The sequence below is a fragment of the Bhargavaea sp. GQ12 genome (assembly GCF_059758705.1).
The window spans coordinates 1-16,276 of record NZ_JCAXEU010000024.1 but is presented as its reverse complement, the minus strand read 5'-3'; the positions used below and the strand labels follow the sequence as shown (position 1 = coordinate 16,276).

The 16,276-nt window shown below is 55.0% G+C and carries 17 protein-coding genes; 15 read left to right on the top strand and 2 right to left on the bottom strand.

The window, feature by feature from the left end; translation table 11 throughout:
• Window positions 1-132: 132 nt before the first annotated feature.
• From AC6CHQ_RS15090 to AC6CHQ_RS15060, 7 genes are all read left to right on the top strand, one after another.
• Window positions 133-663: a hypothetical protein gene (locus AC6CHQ_RS15090; RefSeq protein ID WP_498081989.1), complete on the top strand. Its 531-nt coding sequence runs from the start codon at window positions 133-135 to the stop codon at window positions 661-663.
• Between the two features lie 122 nt (window positions 664-785).
• Complete coding sequence (locus AC6CHQ_RS15085) at window positions 786-2,129, top strand: MATE family efflux transporter (protein ID WP_498081988.1); 1,344 nt, start codon at window positions 786-788, stop codon at window positions 2,127-2,129.
• Between the two features lie 5 nt (window positions 2,130-2,134).
• Window positions 2,135-2,767: an HAD family hydrolase gene (locus AC6CHQ_RS15080; RefSeq protein ID WP_251240023.1), complete on the top strand. Its 633-nt coding sequence runs from the start codon at window positions 2,135-2,137 to the stop codon at window positions 2,765-2,767.
• Complete coding sequence (locus tag AC6CHQ_RS15075; RefSeq protein WP_251240022.1) at window positions 2,764-3,171, top strand: PH domain-containing protein; 408 nt, start codon at window positions 2,764-2,766, stop codon at window positions 3,169-3,171. The genes AC6CHQ_RS15080 and AC6CHQ_RS15075 overlap by 4 nt, the downstream gene beginning before the upstream one ends.
• A 136-nt stretch (window positions 3,172-3,307) precedes the next feature.
• Window positions 3,308-4,750 (top strand): Na+/H+ antiporter NhaC, encoded by a 1,443-nt coding sequence (gene nhaC / locus AC6CHQ_RS15070; RefSeq protein WP_498081987.1) that lies wholly within the window; start codon window positions 3,308-3,310, stop codon window positions 4,748-4,750.
• Between the two features lie 130 nt (window positions 4,751-4,880).
• Entirely contained in the window at window positions 4,881-6,080 is a 1,200-nt protein-coding gene (locus tag AC6CHQ_RS15065) for a M20 family metallopeptidase (protein WP_498081986.1), read from the top strand.
• 240 nt (window positions 6,081-6,320) lie between these two features.
• On the top strand, window positions 6,321-6,845 hold the full coding sequence (locus tag AC6CHQ_RS15060; protein WP_498082001.1) for a divergent PAP2 family protein: 525 nt from the start codon (window positions 6,321-6,323) through the stop codon (window positions 6,843-6,845).
• A 36-nt stretch (window positions 6,846-6,881) separates the two neighbouring features.
• Here the strand turns inward: AC6CHQ_RS15060 and AC6CHQ_RS15055 are convergent, their stop codons facing one another.
• Window positions 6,882-8,231, bottom strand: coding sequence for an amidase (locus tag AC6CHQ_RS15055; protein WP_498082000.1), 1,350 nt, complete (start codon window positions 8,229-8,231; stop codon window positions 6,882-6,884).
• Window positions 8,232-8,358: 127 nt separating this feature from the next.
• Between AC6CHQ_RS15055 and AC6CHQ_RS15050 the strand changes: the two genes are divergently transcribed.
• The 6 genes from AC6CHQ_RS15050 (at window position 8,359) to AC6CHQ_RS15025 (ending at window position 13,974) form a co-directional block, all read left to right on the top strand.
• Complete coding sequence (locus tag AC6CHQ_RS15050; RefSeq protein ID WP_092049779.1) at window positions 8,359-8,739, top strand: DUF5362 family protein; 381 nt, start codon at window positions 8,359-8,361, stop codon at window positions 8,737-8,739.
• Between the two features lie 278 nt (window positions 8,740-9,017).
• Window positions 9,018-10,628, top strand: a complete 1,611-nt coding sequence (locus tag AC6CHQ_RS15045; RefSeq protein ID WP_498081985.1) for a long-chain-fatty-acid--CoA ligase — start codon at window positions 9,018-9,020, stop codon at window positions 10,626-10,628.
• Between the two features lie 145 nt (window positions 10,629-10,773).
• Entirely contained in the window at window positions 10,774-11,250 is a 477-nt protein-coding gene (locus tag AC6CHQ_RS15040) for a toxin-antitoxin system YwqK family antitoxin (RefSeq protein ID WP_498081984.1), read from the top strand.
• A 2-nt stretch (window positions 11,251-11,252) separates the two neighbouring features.
• Window positions 11,253-11,753, top strand: a complete 501-nt coding sequence (locus tag AC6CHQ_RS15035; protein WP_498081983.1) for a toxin-antitoxin system YwqK family antitoxin — start codon at window positions 11,253-11,255, stop codon at window positions 11,751-11,753.
• 496 nt (window positions 11,754-12,249) lie between these two features.
• Entirely contained in the window at window positions 12,250-12,963 is a 714-nt protein-coding gene (locus AC6CHQ_RS15030; protein WP_498081999.1) for an endonuclease V, read from the top strand.
• A gap of 96 nt (window positions 12,964-13,059) precedes the next feature.
• Window positions 13,060-13,974, top strand: a complete 915-nt coding sequence (locus tag AC6CHQ_RS15025) for a nucleoside hydrolase (protein ID WP_424236793.1) — start codon at window positions 13,060-13,062, stop codon at window positions 13,972-13,974.
• 45 nt (window positions 13,975-14,019) lie between these two features.
• Here the strand turns inward: AC6CHQ_RS15025 and AC6CHQ_RS15020 are convergent, their stop codons facing one another.
• Entirely contained in the window at window positions 14,020-14,502 is a 483-nt protein-coding gene (locus AC6CHQ_RS15020) for an immunity protein YezG family protein (protein WP_498081982.1), read from the bottom strand.
• 238 nt (window positions 14,503-14,740) lie between these two features.
• On the opposite strand from AC6CHQ_RS15020, the gene AC6CHQ_RS15015 reads away from it, so the two are divergent.
• Window positions 14,741-15,931 carry an NAD(P)-dependent malic enzyme gene (locus AC6CHQ_RS15015; protein ID WP_498081981.1) on the top strand — a complete coding sequence of 397 codons (1,191 nt, stop codon included), beginning with the start codon at window positions 14,741-14,743 and terminating at the stop codon, window positions 15,929-15,931.
• A gap of 75 nt (window positions 15,932-16,006) precedes the next feature.
• Window positions 16,007-16,270: a YciI family protein gene (locus tag AC6CHQ_RS15010; protein ID WP_424236792.1), complete on the top strand. Its 264-nt coding sequence runs from the start codon at window positions 16,007-16,009 to the stop codon at window positions 16,268-16,270.
• Window positions 16,271-16,276 lie beyond the last annotated feature (6 nt).

Below are 16,276 nucleotides of genomic sequence, written 5' to 3'. Positions count from 1 at the left end.
AGGGTCTCCCAGGTTTGCGCACGAATCCAAGAAGTTCGCGTACGAAAAGAGGAGCGCCGCCAGTTTGAAACTTCCCCCAACCCCCATCCGTACAAATCACTAAAGACCCACAACATGATTGGACGTGAGCCTATGAACATCATCTTCGCCACACTCGGCATCTGGATTATCGCAACCCTTTCCATCTTCGCCTTTATCCGGCGAAGTGAGCGGCAAGATCCGCAGGGGAAGGGCCCGGGCATCATCGCCATCACCTCGGCGCTGCTGGCGTTGCCGGTCGCAGCGATGATGGGCGGGATCCTCTTTGCGCTGGCCGGGTCGGTGCAGGTGGTCGGCTGGTTGTTTGATTTGGAGATCAGTTCGGGCAAAGTCGGGATTTTCGTCATCGCTGTGCTCGTGTATCTGTTCAGTATCGACAGCCTGGTCGAGATTTTCCTGAAATCCGTCATGGGCAAGTCAGTTACGGGCAAGCTGGTGCTGCTGTTCACACGGGTGCTCGCCTTTTACATAATCGGCCTGATTGTCGGCGCGCAGGACGGGACCGCATTGCCGGTCGCGGCCGGACTGGCGGTGATGCTGCTCGTGATGGAAACCTTGTTCCGTCTTTTGAAGAAAAGCGGAAAGGATTCCGGCAGTGAGGGTCGGCGCAGGCGGAATGTGTAATCTCCCGTCAGCATGGTGTACTTTCACACGGCTATTGTGTACTCCCGGGCACGCAACTGCCTCCGTCCCGATATCTCCGCTATAATGGATAGCAACACCAGATAAGAAGAGGGGGCTGCGGGATGGCATCGACACAACAGGACTTCACACAGGGGCCGCTTGCCCGGCAGATGTTCGCCTTTGCCTGGCCGCTCCTGCTGGCGAACCTGCTGCAGGTGTCGTATCAGCTGATCGACTCGCTTTGGGTTGGGAACCTGATCGGGGCGGATGCGCTCGGGGCGGTGTCGATTTCGTCGACTGTGCTCTTCACGGTGCTGTCGTTCGTACTCGGACTGAACAATGCGGCGCTTACGATCCTGTCCCAGCAAAAGGGGCGCAAAAGTGAAGACGGGCTGAAGCGTTACCTGAATGCGTTCGTCGTGCTGATGTCGCTCATGTCGGTCACGCTTGGCATTGTAGGGATCTTTATCGCCGAACCGGTGCTGCGGCTGCTCGGCACGCCGGAAGTGATGTTGCCGATGGCGACAGCGTACCTGCAGATCAACTTCACGGGACTGCTGTTTTTGTTTGGCTACAACTTCATCACGACCGTGATGCGGTCGGTAGGAGACTCCAAGACCCCGCTATATTTTGTTGCGGCGGCGGTTGTTCTGAATGCCGTTCTCGACCCGGTATTCATTTCGGTATTCGGATGGGGAATCGAGGGGGCGGCGTATGCGACGGTACTGTCGCAGGGGCTGTCGTTCATTGGAGGCCTCATCTACATACTCCGGAAGCGGCTCGTGCCGTTTGCGAAGCCGACGGTTCCGAAGTCACGGGAAGTCAGGGACATCCTGAAGCTCGGCATTCCGGCGGGGCTTCAGATGAGCGTCATTTCGGCGGGTGTCATGGCGATCATGAGCGTTGTCGCATCTTTCGGCCCTGCGGTTGTCGCCGGCTACGGTGCGGCGTGGCGGCTCGACAGCCTAATCATGCTCCCGGCTCAGGCGCTCGGGACGGCCGTGAACTCGATGGCGGGACAGAATATCGGAGCGGCCAAATGGGAACGGGTCGGCCGCATCACGAAGTATGGTTTCTTCTTTAATCTTGGCGCGATGCTTTTTATGGCGGCACTGTTGTTTCTGCTCGCAGAACCCGCCGTCAGGCTGTTTATTAGGGAGCCGGAGGCGGTTGAATTCGGTACGGATTATCTGAGGACGATTGCGTTCTTTTATCCGTTCCTCGGCATCAACTTTATCCTGAACGGTGCGGTACGCGCGGCGGGAGCGATGTTCCAGGTGCTGGTCCTGAACATCATCTCGTTCTGGGTACTGCGCTATCCGTTCGTTTGGCTGTTTTCCGAATGGTTCGGCCGCGACGGGATCGCATTCGGCATGGGAACAAGCTTTATCATCAGTAGTGTGTTCGCGTTTCTTTACTACAGGTACGGGAAGTGGAGAGAGATCAAAGCAATTTCTGAGGAGTGATCGATATGGCAGTGGATGGAATCATTTTCGATTTGGATGGGACGCTGTGGGATTCCCGCAAGGCGGTTGCAGAGTCGTGGACGAAGGTTGTGCAGGAACGTCATGATAGGGAGCGCGAGGTGACAGAAGATGATCTGACGGGTCTGATGGGCCTGCAGCTGCCGGAGATCGGAGACCGGTTTTTTCCGGAACTGGACGCAGATGAACGCAAAGAATTGATGGACGAGTGCTGTATGTATGAGAACGACTACGTTGCCAAGGAAGGCGGCGTACTGTATCCGGGACTGGAAGAGGTGCTGGAGCAGTTATCCCAAACCTACAAGCTCTATATTGTCAGCAACTGCCAGGACGGCTATATCGAAGCGTTTTTCGAGGCGCATGGGCTCGGCAGGTACTTTAAAGACTACGAAAACCCCGGCCGCACCGGATTGCCGAAAAGCGGCAATATCAAGCTTGTCTTGGAGCGGAACAATCTGAAGAACGCAGTGTACATCGGGGATACACAAGGTGACGAAGATGCGGCAAGAGGCGCAGGCGTTCCATTTATATGGGCGGCCTACGGATTCGGCCAGCCGGAGAATCCGGATTACCGGATCGGCTCTCTCTCGGAACTGCCGGAGCTGGTGGAACGGCTTTGAGGTACAGGGCCGGGCGGGATGTATGGCTCGGCAGTGTGATCTGGGGGAGCATTGCGCTTCTCATCTGGGGCGTCAGTGAAATGTTATCAGGCGGTGACCCGGTCGGCGCAATTATTGTTGGAGCCGTCATCCTCCTTTTGTTGTCGATCTGGTTCCGTACATCCTATGAGATTAAAGATGGGCGCCTGTTCATCACTTCCGGTCCGTACTACAAATCGATCCCGATTGACCGGATCACCTCTGTCCGTAAGACGACAAACCCGTTCACCTCACCATCGCTCACCACCCGGAAGCTGGAAATCCAGTTCGGGACTCATGGTGTCGTATCAGTCGGACCGGAAGACCGGGATGAACTGATCCGGGCGCTGCGGGAAGTGAATCCTGAAATCGAAGTGAGGAAATAGCAGAATCTAAAGACGCATGCAAAAAAGCGGCGTCTTTATTTCTATCATACAATTTCAGAATATTTAATATACAGGTTTAAGGGAGGAGGTGTTGGGAGAAAGGAAAAGACACGGCCAAATTTAAAGGGGGACTCTGATGAAAGCGAAAGCGCAGCCGACATTTATGTATGCCCTGGTGTCTATGATTCTTCTTTTTGCACTTCTTGTCACGGGAATCGTTGTTCTGGAACTTAACCTGCAGCTGACGATGTTCATCGGGCTTATGGCGGCCATCCCGATCGCCATGAAAATCGGGTTCTCGTACAGTGAAGTCGAAGGGTTTGCGTTCGATATGATCCGCAATGCACTCGGCGTGATCATGATTCTGATCGCGGTCGGTACGCTGATCGGGACATGGGCAGCGGCAGGGACGATTTCGACACTTACATCGATCGGCCTGCAGATTATCCACCCGACCTACTTTCTTGTCACGGCGCTGATCTTATGCGCGCTCGTTTCGATGGCGACTGGGACCTCGTGGGGAACGATCGGCTCTGTCGGTATTGCGCTGATCGGCGTGTCCGAAGCATTCGGCATCCCGGCCGGCATGGCAGCGGGTGCCATCATTTCCGGGGCGGTTTTCGGGGATAAGCTGTCCCCGCTATCCGACAGTACGAACATGGCTGCAGCAGTATCAAGGGTCGACCTGATGGCCCATGTGCGGCATATGCTCTGGACGACCTTTCCGGCACTGGTAGGAACGGCTGTCTTGTTCACGATTGTCGGATTCATGCAGGGGACTGCAGGTGCGGCTGCGGGGGCTGGCCAGTTGGAGACCATTCAGTCAGGAATCGCGGCAGAACTGCAGACCGGCTGGGTGACGCTCCTGCCAATCGCCATCGTCATCACGTTGCTTGTAATGCAAAAACCGGCACTTCCGGCCATCTTTGTCGGTGCGCTCGCGGGACTCGCCGTGGCGGTGTTTTATCAGGGCTTTTCGTTCACGGAAGGGGTCGGGTTCATGTGGGGCGGCTATGTGTCGGAGACAGGAATCGGCATTGTCGATGAACTCCTGACCACAGGGGGAATCGTCAGCATGCTTAACACGGTCGTGCTATTCCTGTTCGCCCTCGGATTTGGCGGGATTCTCACGCATTCGGGCCTTCTGGGCACCTTGCTCCGGCCGATGTTCCGGAAAGTGGATTCTGTCAGGAAACTGATTCCGGCGACACTTGCGGTGACTTTCGTGAACTGCGGAGTGGGTGCATCCGGTAACTTCGCGTATGCCGTTACGGGACCCGCGATGGCGCCACTTTATGAACGGCTGAGCCTGGACCGGGCCAATCTGTCCCGGACGATGGAAGACGCCGGAGCCGTTTCCGGGGTTATCATCCCGTGGCATATCACGGCGGTGTTTGCAGCGGGCACACTCGGTGTCGGCCAATTTGAGTTTATCCCTTTCCTGTTCCTCAGCTACCTCTCGCCGCTGGTTGCCCTGATCTATGGACTGACCGGCTTTGCGATCAAGAAGGCGGATGGGGAAGAGGACAGGGACGAGGACGGAGGAGAGCTGTCGGCCGCAAGTGCGGTCAGCGAATGACGCCTTCCATGGTACGGACCGGTCCTGTTTTGTCTGCCCCGGCGTTTTTCTCCTCAAGCTTATGGGAAGGATAGATGGCAGGGGACATGCAAACGTCGCCTTGAAATGAAAACAGCACGAAGGCGATTTAATGCTTTTAGATGAAGTATTTGAAAGGCTGGATGAAAAAAAGGACCGGATCATCGAAATCCGCCGCTATCTTCATGAACATCCGGAGTTGTCCTTCGAGGAAGAGGAAACAGCCAAGTATATAAGTGATTTTTACGCTGATGTGCCCGTGGATCATGTTGAAACGGACTTTGGCGGGCAGCGTGGCATTGTGGTGACGATCAATGGCGCAAAGCCGGGGAAAACCATTGCGATCCGTGCGGATTTTGACGCTCTGCCGATCAAGGAAGAGACAGGGCTTCCATTTGCTTCGAAAAATGAAGGGGTCATGCATGCCTGCGGTCATGACGGTCATACCGCATATATGCTGGTGCTGGCCGAAACGCTGGCGGAGTTCAAGGACCGGCTTCAGGGAACAGTCCGAATCATCCATCAGCCTGCGGAGGAGATGCCGCCCGGCGGCGCCATCGGCATGATCAAAGCGGGTGTCCTGGACGGAGTGGATGCCATCCTCGGAATCCATGTCATGAGCAACATGGAAACCGGTAAGGTATTTTACCGGAGTGGAAACACACAAACCGGAAGGTCCTACTTTAAATTGGTTGTGCAGGGCAAGGGTGGACACGGGTCTTCGCCGCATCTGGCCAACGACGCAGTCGTCGCGGCCAGTTCGTTCGTGATGAACCTGCAGACAATCGTGAGCCGCCGGATCAACCCGTTTGATGCGGCAACGGTCACCATCGGGAACCTGGACGGCAAAGGGACATTCAATGTCATCAAGGATGCCGTCACAATTGAAGGGGATGTCCGTGCGATGTCCGATGAAACCAGGGAAATCGTTGAACGTGAGGTCCGTGCGTTTACGGAAGGCCTGGAGCGGTCATTCCGAGTCACCTGCGACCTGGAATACAAAAATGACTATCCGGTACTTTATAACAACCCGGAAGTTACAGAACAGGTCAGGCAGTCGCTGGAACGGGCAGAAATACCGGAAGTGGATGCGGTTCTGGAGACGCCTCCGCAGCCCCCATCGGAAGACTTCGCTTATTATCTTGAAAAAGTGCCGGGATGCTTTTTCTACGTCGGAGCGGCACCGGAGACAGGGGAGGCCTATCCGCATCACCATCCGAAGTTCAATATTGATGAGAAAAGCCTGATCATCAGCGCGAAGTCGATGGCAGCGGCCGTATTGTCGTATTGCGGTGGCAGCGAAAACGAATAACACCAACAAAGAAACGGACTGAAAGGCCTGCGCATCGGATGCAGGCCTTTATATTTTCAGCGTTTCAGCATACATGTTTCGCAGGCGCATTGGGTATGGATAAAGACGATGATACATAGGAGGGGAAACATGGACAGACATTCGGTACTTCCGATGAACCCGGCCATGCCAGTGAGGGCAATGCGGCCTCCGGCAGGCAAAAAAATGCCGCCTCTAGCGGATTCGGCCCCTGTGAAGCAGATGCGGAAGATGAACAGGGGCATCGTGACGGCATTTGGTGCAATCGGCATCGCGCAGGCACTTAAAATATTCACCCATAAGGCGGTGACAGGCAAGTGGGACTGGCGGCCGCTATTCACGACTGGCGGCATGCCGAGCTCTCACTCCGCTGGTGTCTCTGCACTTGCGACCTACGTCGCTTCGAACCGGGGGGCGCGCCATACTGAGACGGCGGTTGCCGTAGTACTTGCCACCATCGTCATGTATGACGCTCAGGGCATCCGCCGTCATACCGGCGAGATCGCCAAGCTTGTGAACGACCTGGAGGACAACTTCGTCAAGCTGTCGGGCGAATTCCCGAGCCTCAAATACGAGGAACAGGAAAAAGAGCTAAAGGAACTGCTTGGCCACCAACCCCTTGAAGTTCTTGCGGGCGCCCTATTTGGCGGTGCACTCGGCCTCGTTTCGGCAAAGATTGAAAACCAGGAGCGGGAAATCGAGCATGCGCGGGGAGTCTATCCTGATTACTTGGATGAGCGAAGCTAAAAAAGGGCATTCCGGAACATTCCGGAACGCCCTTTTTCAGTTCTGCTCAAACGCATAGCCGAATCGGTACAGCTTCGTTTCATCCCCGTGATTTCCGATCAGCTGGATGCCGATCGGTAGCCCGTTTTTGGAGAAATCGGCAGGGATGCTCAGACTCGGATTGCCGGTAAAGTTGGTCGGCGATGTGAGGCTTAGAAGAGCCGGGATGACGTCGATTTCCTTGTCGTCCACAATGGTTTTTCGCTCACCGATCGGTGTCGGGAGAATCGGTAATGTCGGTGTAAGTAAAACATCGGCCTTGGAGAATACCTCATTGAACGCTTCAATCAGGCGGGGTCGTTCCTGTTGGGCGCGGACATATTCCCAACCTGGCCGCCTAATGCTTGCTTCCAGCCGTGCAAGCACTTCCGGTGCATAGTCGCCTGGACAATTTTCCATCGTCTCCCGATGGATAGCAGCGGCTTCGCACTGGATGGTTACGATCTGTGCGTCATTGATCTCGGACATGACCGGGATATCGACTTCGATTACTCTCGCGCCGAGCCTCTCGAATTTTCGGGCGGCCTTTTCTGTGGCGGCACGGATCTCCGGATCAAGCAGGCGGAAGTAGTGGGACGGCAGACCGATCACCTTTCCTTCCACACCGTCACGAAGTTCCCCGGTGAAGTCCGGCGGGGACTCCAGTAGGGAGTAGCGGTCCGCAGGGTCCGGACCGGACAGGATATTGAGCAGGACCGCGTTTTCTTCCACTCCTGCGGTGATCGGTCCGGGATGGTCCAGTGTGTAGGCGAGCGGGAAAATGTTGTGTTTGCTAATGCGGCCGAAAGTGGGTTTCATCCCGACCAGGTTGCAGGCGCTCGCCGGAATGCGGACCGATCCTCCAGTATCCGTCCCGATTCCGGCCAGTGCCATACCGGACGCAACTGCCGCAGCCGACCCGCTGCTCGACCCGCCGGAAATCTTCGATGGATCGTACGGATTTCGGACAGGGCCGAAGTGGGAGACGTCTCCCGTTGGTCCGTAGGCGAACTCATGAGTATTTGTCTTTCCTATAATGACAGCACCGGCATCCTTCAGCTTCTCGATAACTGTTGCGTCTTCAAACGGAATGAAATTCTGATGGATCAAGGACCCCATCGTCGTCAGGATCTCTTTTGTGAAGACAAGGTCCTTCACAGCAATCGGAATGCCGTGAAGCGGACCGCGCAAGGTGCCGGCTTCCCATTCCCGTGTCAGCTGCTCCGCTTCTCGGACAGCCTCTTCTTCGCATACCGTGATATAGGCGTTAAGCTCAGAGTTCTTTTTCCATATGGTTTCGAGCGTTTCATTGACAAGCTCCATCGGTGATTTCTCCCGCTCCCGGATCGAGCGGATGGCATCCAGCATGTTCAACGCAATCCCCCCCTTTTCCTAAAGGGTAGTCGAATCCTCGCGAGTTTTGCAAATATCTGATGACATGCGCAGTCCGTTCGGTCAGAATGGAAAAAGAGAATATCAGAAGGAGAGAATCAGAATGCAACCACAATCGTTTGAAGAAGCGGTGGCGCAAAAGGGCCTTCAGCGCATTGCACTATGGGGCAAGGTGACCGGCATCGCCATGATGATCACCGGCGGGATCACCGGCGTGCTCGGCCTGTTCAACTTTATTGTCGGCGCGATTCCGGGTGCAATCACGCTATTCATGGGATACCTCATCTACAAGACCGCCACGGCCGCAGCACAGATTCGCGATGGCGGGGATACCCGTGCATTGAGCGACCTGTTCCATAACTACGGCCTATATCTTCTCGTCACATTCATTATGTTTGCCGTGGGTATAGGAATTACGATTCTCATGCTGGTGCTCTTCGGCGTAGCGATCTTCAGCGGATTCATGTTCGACGGCTATTACTAAGTTGCACAAATTGACTTCCCATAACGGGGAGTCTTTTTTTATTGACCACAAATTGCACATCCCGACATATTTCCCGGGAAATAGAGAGGAACATTCCGAATTGGAGCGGAAAGTGCGGCAAGAAAGGCGAGTTTTCCGAGAACTCTGTATTCATACAGTTCAAGCAGTCACTTAATCAAGAAAACGCTATCTTGGCAACTAAAGGAAGGTTGATATACAACAGATGATATAATTTTACTTATCAGAAAGTTCATTATTCCAACAAGAGGTGAGCAGACATGAATGTACCGCTGATATTGACTGACTTCCTGGACCGCGCAGTCCGTCTGTACGGGGAGAAGACGGCCGTAATCGACCATGATGAGGGACGCAAGCTGACTTACAAGGAATTAGGCGAACGGGTCAATCGCCTATCGCACGGCCTGCAATCACTTGGTGTGGAGAAGGGTGACCGTGTCGCTTACCTCGCGCCAAATACACTGGAGATGCTGGAAGGGTTCTACGGAATCTATCAGACTGGTGCAGTCATGGTGCCGCTCAACATTCGGCTCAAGCCGGAGGATTACCTGTTCATCCTCAACCACAGCGAATCCAAGGTGCTGTTCGCCGACCAGGACCTGCTGCATCTGATCGAGCCGGTAAAGGATAAGTTTGAAACAGTCGAACGGATCATCGTGCATTATCATGACGGAGAGACAGAAGAGACGTCTTACGACGAGTGGCTGGGTCAGTTCCCGGAAGAGCCGTTTAACCGGGCGGAACTCGAGGAGGACGACGTCGCGAGCCTGCTCTATACAAGCGGGACGACCGGCAATCCGAAGGGCGTCATGCTGACGCACCGGAACAACTACCTGCACGCCATGTCGCTGATGCACCATCTCCGGGTGTATGACACGGATACGTATCTCCACGTCCTGCCGATGTTCCACGTCAATGGATGGGGTGCGCCGTTCTATTACACAGCAAACGGGGCGACTCATGTCTGCCTGCGTAAGGCGAGGCCGGAGTCGATCTATGACGCGATCAATTCCCATGGTGTCACATCGGTTCATATGGCGCCGACCGTCCTCAACTCACTGCTGCAGTACTATGATTCCGAGAAGCCTCGGACCGGCACGGCTGATCTCCGCATCGTCATCGCAGGTTCCGCTCCGCCGCCGGCCTTTATCCGCCGAGTCGAAGATGAACTGGGCTGGGAGTTTATCCAGGTGTACGGCATGACCGAATCATCCCCGCTCAGCCTGACGTCCTCGAGCCGTTCGACAGAAGCACATCTGCCGGCCGAGCAGCGCACCCGTCTGAAGGCCAAGGCAGGCTATCCGATGATTGGAAACGATGTCCGCGTCGTCAACGACTTTGGCGAGGAAGTGCCGCATGACGGCAAGTCCATCGGTGAGGTCGTCGTCCGGAGCCATGGCGTCATGAAAGGCTACTGGAAAAACGAAGAAGCCACAGCGGAAGCCCTCCGGAACGGCTGGCTCCACACCGGGGACATGGGCACCGTCGACGAATTCGGCCACATCGACATCACCGACCGGAAAAAAGACATTATCATCTCCGGCGGGGAAAACATCTCTTCTATTGAAGTGGAAGGCGCACTCTACGAGCATCCGGACATCTTGGAAGCAGCCGTCATCGCGGTCCCTCATGAGAAATGGGGAGAGACCCCTCACACCTATGTCGTTCTGCGTGAAGGCGCAAGCCTGAGCGAACAGGAGGTTATCGACTTCTCCCGTTCGAAACTGGCGCACTTCAAGGCTGTTACCGGCGTGACCTTCGTTGACGAGCTTCCGAAGACTGCTTCCGGCAAGATTCAGAAGGTCCATCTGCGGAACGACTACTGGGAATCCCATAAGGGAGTAGCTGTTGCAGGGCGCTTTGTGAACTAAATAAGGTAAATATCGCAGATCTGCCTAAGCAGGTCTGTTTTTTCGGGTAAAGTTCCTTTTCAGGTACAGTCCGTCCAAATCGACTATGGTAGACTATTGGAAAAGTCCATACGAGGCACGGAATTCTTACCTGAGGTGATCAAGAATGGGCGATAAGCTGCTGACTAAAGAAGAGCTGATTGATAAAGGCTTTGACTACGAAGATCTGGAGATGGAGCCGCCGAGCGACCAGCTGTTTGTACGGACCGGTGAGGAAGGGAACGACCTCGTTCCGGTCAATGGGCTGGTCTATGAGCTGAGCGAGCAGGACGGCTCGGTCCTGAATTACGGAGAGTATGCGGACGGACTGCCCCATGGAATTTCGGTGGACTTCCATCTGAACGGACAAGTAAAGCAGATCCACACCCATTTCCACGGGCCGATCCACGGCGAACAGCGCGAATGGGACAAAGAAGGCCGGCTCGTTTTCTGGGGAGAATACGAGTACGGGCATGAGCTGAAATATAAAAGATGGGACGAGTCCGGTGACCTGGTTGAAGAGAAAACTGAACCGGATGAGAGCCAATTGACGATGATTGGGCAAAGTCGTGAATTCTACGAGAAGCATTATGGAGAAGAGTGAGCGTGTGGACAATTGAACAAGTTATTCAGCAGGGTGTTCCTTGGGATAATCTGGTTGAGGAATATCTGGGCGACCTGGTACTGCAGCCTGATGGGGATGTCCCGTTTACCGGCCTGGCCTACGAGCTGAGCGAGGATGGGGAGAATCTTCTCTTTTACGGCGAGTATAAAGGAGGCCTTCCCCACGGAATCTTCGTTTTCTATCATCTAAACGGCAATTTGGAAAGCAAGGACACCATCTTTCATGGCACAGGCCACGGGTGGTCGCGCAAATGGGATGAACAGGGCAACCTAATTTTCCTGGGAGAATACATTCACGGCATCTCTGCCCGGTTCCGTGAGTGGGATGGCTCCGGTCAGCTGATTGATGAGAAAACGGAGCCGGATACAATAGAAAAAGCGATCATTGACCAAAGAATCCAAGAGAATAAAGAGCGTTGGCCGGAAGAAGCGGCCGGTCTGACCTATGATTTCCTTGAAAACAAGGGTTGGCCGCAGGAATGAGGTGTTCCCAATGAACGAGGAGCTGCTTTCAAGAAAAGAGCTAATCGAGACAGGCCATGATTACGGCGAATTGGAGATGGAAGAGCCGCCAAGTGACCGGCTGCTTGTCCCTACAGAAGACTCTGAGGAAGGCAGCCCGGTCACTGGCCTGGTCTACGATTTGGATGAAAAGGACGGGACCCTGCTTTATTACGGGGAGTATGAAGAGGGGCTTCCGCATGGAATTTCCGCAGACTTTCACCGGAATGGACGGCCAAAACGGATTTGCCGCATCTTCCGCGGAGCGATTAACGGAGAAGATCACAGATGGGATTCCGAGGGCCGGCTTGTCTTCCACGGACAGTATGTCTATGGGGTCCTTATCCGGTACAAGCAATGGAATGCTTCCGGCAATCTAATCAGTGAACAGGCAGAACCGGACCCGAGTATGCTCGGGCTGATCGAGTCTCAGCGCTCGTACTATGAGAACCGTGAATGGGCAAAGGAAGTGGCGAGTGTGCAGGTAAATGACATCCATCCCCTCCGGCCGGATCCGTCGGAGTTTATCCATATCCAGGAGCGGCTGGAGAAACAGATTAACGTGAGCCGGACGCTTCGGCGCGAAGAACTCCGGACAGTGGCCGGAGTGGATCTGGCCTATGCCGGTGAAGGCGAATCCGAGACCGGTTTTTGCCATATCGCGGTCTTTGATGCAACCACGATGCAGGTGGTGGAGCGTGCCGAGGTGGTCGGAAAGATTGAAGTGCCGTACATACCCGGGTTCCTGACATTCCGGGAGCTGCCGCTGATCGTTGCGGCAGCCGGAAAGCTGGAGACAGTGCCGGACCTGTTCCTGTTTGACGGGAACGGTATCCTTCATCCCCGCAGGATGGGGATTGCCGCGCACGCATCGTTCTTCCTCGGCAAACCGACTGTCGGTGTCGCCAAAACCTATTTCAAAATAGCGGCGACGGAGTACGAGGAGCCGGAGCGGGAGAAGGGCAGCTACACGGATATCACGGTGGGCGGTGAGACCTTGGGGCGCGCCGTCCGAACCTCCGTAGGCGTAAAGCCGGTGTTCGTTTCGCCGGGTAATGGAATTAATCTGGATTCATCGACGGAACTCGTCCTGTCGCTTACAGGGCCAGAAAGCAGACTGCCCGTACCGGTGCGTGAAGCGGATATCTCGACCCGCAGGATGCGCCGAAGATGGGAAGAAGAACATCTTTAAGTCCGTGATTCCGTATGTGGAGTCACGGCTTTGTTCGTTCAGGTAACTTGCGGATTGCTATAATAAAACGGGAAATGGAGAAAGGCGGATTATTATATGAAGAAACTATTACTGGACGTCGATACTGGTATCGATGACGCAATCGCGCTTTTGCTCGCGGCCAAGGAATCCGAACTGATCGGGGTAACAACGGTGAATGGAAACACGTCGCTGGACAACGCGACGGTCAATACACTTAAAGTCCTCAGCCTGATCGGAAGGGAAGACATTCCGGTCGTCCGAGGTGCGGACCGACCGCTCCTGCGAGAGCCTCATTTCGAGGCGAGGGTGCATGGTGATGACGGAATCGGCGGTGCGCTCGGCGACATGGAACCTGGGACGCCTGCAGAAGGGTTTGCCCCGGACTTCATCATCGAGCAGGCGGAAAAACATAAGGGTGAGCTGACGCTCGTGCTTCTCGCTCCGCTTACGAACATGGCGCTCGCTGTCAGGAAAGAGCCCCGCCTCAAGGACTGGCTGAAGGAAGTCGTCATCATGGGCGGTGCGCTGGATACACCGGGGAACATCACGCCGAAGGCTGAGTTCAACATCTTTGTTGATCCGGAAGCGGCGAAAGTCGTCTTCCAGGCAGGCCTTCCGGTCACGCTTGTCGGGCTGGACGTCACGGAAAAGACGCTTCTTGACGAGCCGCATGTCCGGGAAATGGCGGGGAACGCGGAAGGGGAATTTATCCGCGAGGCGACCGTTCAGTACATGAACCGTTACGAGGAGATGACCGGCAGCCGTGCGTGTTCCATGCATGATCCGCTGGCGGTCGGGGTGGCGCTCGACCGGTCGTTTGTCCGAACGGAGCGGCTCTATGTCGATGTGGAGGTGGACAGTTCCCTGTGCGACGGCCAGACCGTGTGTGATTTCAATAAAGTGACAGGACATGAACCGAATATGGACGTCTGCCTTGGAGTCGAGGGGGAGAGGTTTATCCGCTATCTGATCCAAAGCATGACCCGTTAACCGGAAAAGCCCGTGGTGCCAATTCAGGCAACACGGGCTTTTATTTCATCTGAAGAAGAGCTCGAAAACCCTTTTCATGGCGCTTTTCTCCGGACGTCCTCCGCGGGCTTTCCATTCGGGCAGCACATACTTTTTCGTGAACTTCATTTCGTAGTCTTCCGCCCGATCATACCGCAATCCATCATATCCATAATTGAGGCTCAGGCCGTCGGCGTCATCGATGATGAGTGTCATCGTCGTGAACGGCTCGCGTCCCAGTGACGCGAACTCTCCGGCAAGCTTCAGAATCAGGAGATTAATCTCGTCCGTCTGTTCATGATAAACCGTGGGATCCAGATCGAGGATGTAGTGCATCTCCGCATCCGGCAGGAATTCCGGGCTGTCCTTCCTGAAAAAATAATAAAAGTAATCGGCGCGTTCACCGCGATTTTCTCCATAGAACATCAGCTTGTCCCATTCGGCCGGGACCGATTCGATGATGGTTTCAATCAGCTGCTGCGTGATTGTTTCAAGGTTGGTTGTGTCCATCCGCTCCGCCTCCCAATCTGTTCCCATGCTAGCAGAACAGGGAGGCTTCGTCATCCGGTCTTTTGTGGTATTCTTTTGATGAGGTGGCACACAATAGAGAAAAACCACGATTCATCACGGATTTTGGGTCTTTCATCTAAATTTATTCTGATTCAGTTGAATTTAAAATATTCAGGATATAAAATGGAACGTATATTTTCAAATTTGCTTGTTTAACAAGCTAAAGGAGTGGAGACCGGTGAAAAAGTACGAAGAAGCGCTTGATTTGCATCGTGAGCTGGAAGGAAAACTGCAAGTCACGGTTAAGGCCCCGATCGAGTCGAAGCGGGACCTGAGCCTGGTATACTCACCGGGTGTCGCCGGTCCCTGCCTGGAGATCGAGCAGGACCCGGAAAGCATCTATGACTATACAATCAAGGGCCACACGGTCGGTGTCATCAGCAACGGCACCGCGGTACTCGGCCTTGGAAATATTGGCGCCGCTGCATCGATTCCTGTAATGGAAGGCAAAGCGGCGCTGTTCAAACGGTTCGGCGGCGTGGATGCGTTCCCGATCGTTCTGGATACCGAAGATCCGGATGAGTTCGTGAACGCGGTCAAGCTGATGGCCGGTGTGTTCGGCGGAATCAACCTCGAGGACATCGCCGCACCCGCCTGCTTTGAGATTGAAGACCGGCTCAAGGAAGAACTGGATATCCCGGTGTTCCATGATGATCAGCACGGCACGGCGATCGTCGTGGCGGCGGGCCTCCTGAACGCATCCCGCCTGACAGGACGCGAGCTTCGCGACATGAAGGTCGTCATGAACGGAGCGGGGGCTGCCGGTGTAGCAATCGCCAAGCTGCTGCTCGGATTCGGAGTGGAACAGATCATCATGTGTGATACGGCAGGTGCCATCTACGAAGGACGGACAGAGCGGATGAATCCGATGAAGGAATCGATCGCACAGGCGACGAATCCGGAGCGCAGGAGCGGCAGCCTGGCCGATGTCATTGCCGGTGCAGATGTCTTTATCGGGGTGTCCGCGGCAGGCGCGCTCACCCAGGACATGGTTCGTACGATGGCGGCGGAGCCAATCATTTTCGCGATGGCAAATCCGGTGCCGGAAATCATGCCGGATGAAGCGAAGGCTGCGGGTTCGCGCATTGTCGGCACGGGCCGCTCCGACTTCCCGAATCAGGTGAATAATATCCTCGCTTTCCCTGGCATTTTCAGGGGGGCGCTTAGCGTGAGGGCGAGTGAAGTGAACGAGGAGATGAAGCGTGCCGCGGCCTATGCCATCGCTGATCTGATCGGCCGCACAGCGCTTGCCGATGACCGGATCATCCCGGATCCGTTTGACGTACGGGTTGCGGACGCAGTGGCCAAGGCTGTCGCTGAAGCTGCCATCCGGACGGGTGTTGCCCGTAAGGCACCGATTAAGTCCTGATCCGCGAGCTCATTCCCACAGTGTCCCGAAAAGCTATATAATGGAATGGACAACTAGTGGAATGGGGGAAATGGGATGTCTTATTATGTGGTTTATCTGCCGATGAAGGATGAGGAACTGAGTCAAACCCTCCGTCCGGATCATCTGGCATTCCTGGACGAGCAGATTGAAAAGGGCAATGTGAAAGCGAAAGGCCGGTTTGCCGACGGTTCCGGCGGCATGGTGATCTATCAGGCCGAGTCGCTTGAAGCGGCGGAGGAAATCGCCAAGCAGGACCCGTACGTCGAAAAAGGCGCGCGTGGGATTGAAATCAAAGAGTGGATCGCGAGCTTCGCGTGAATCAGA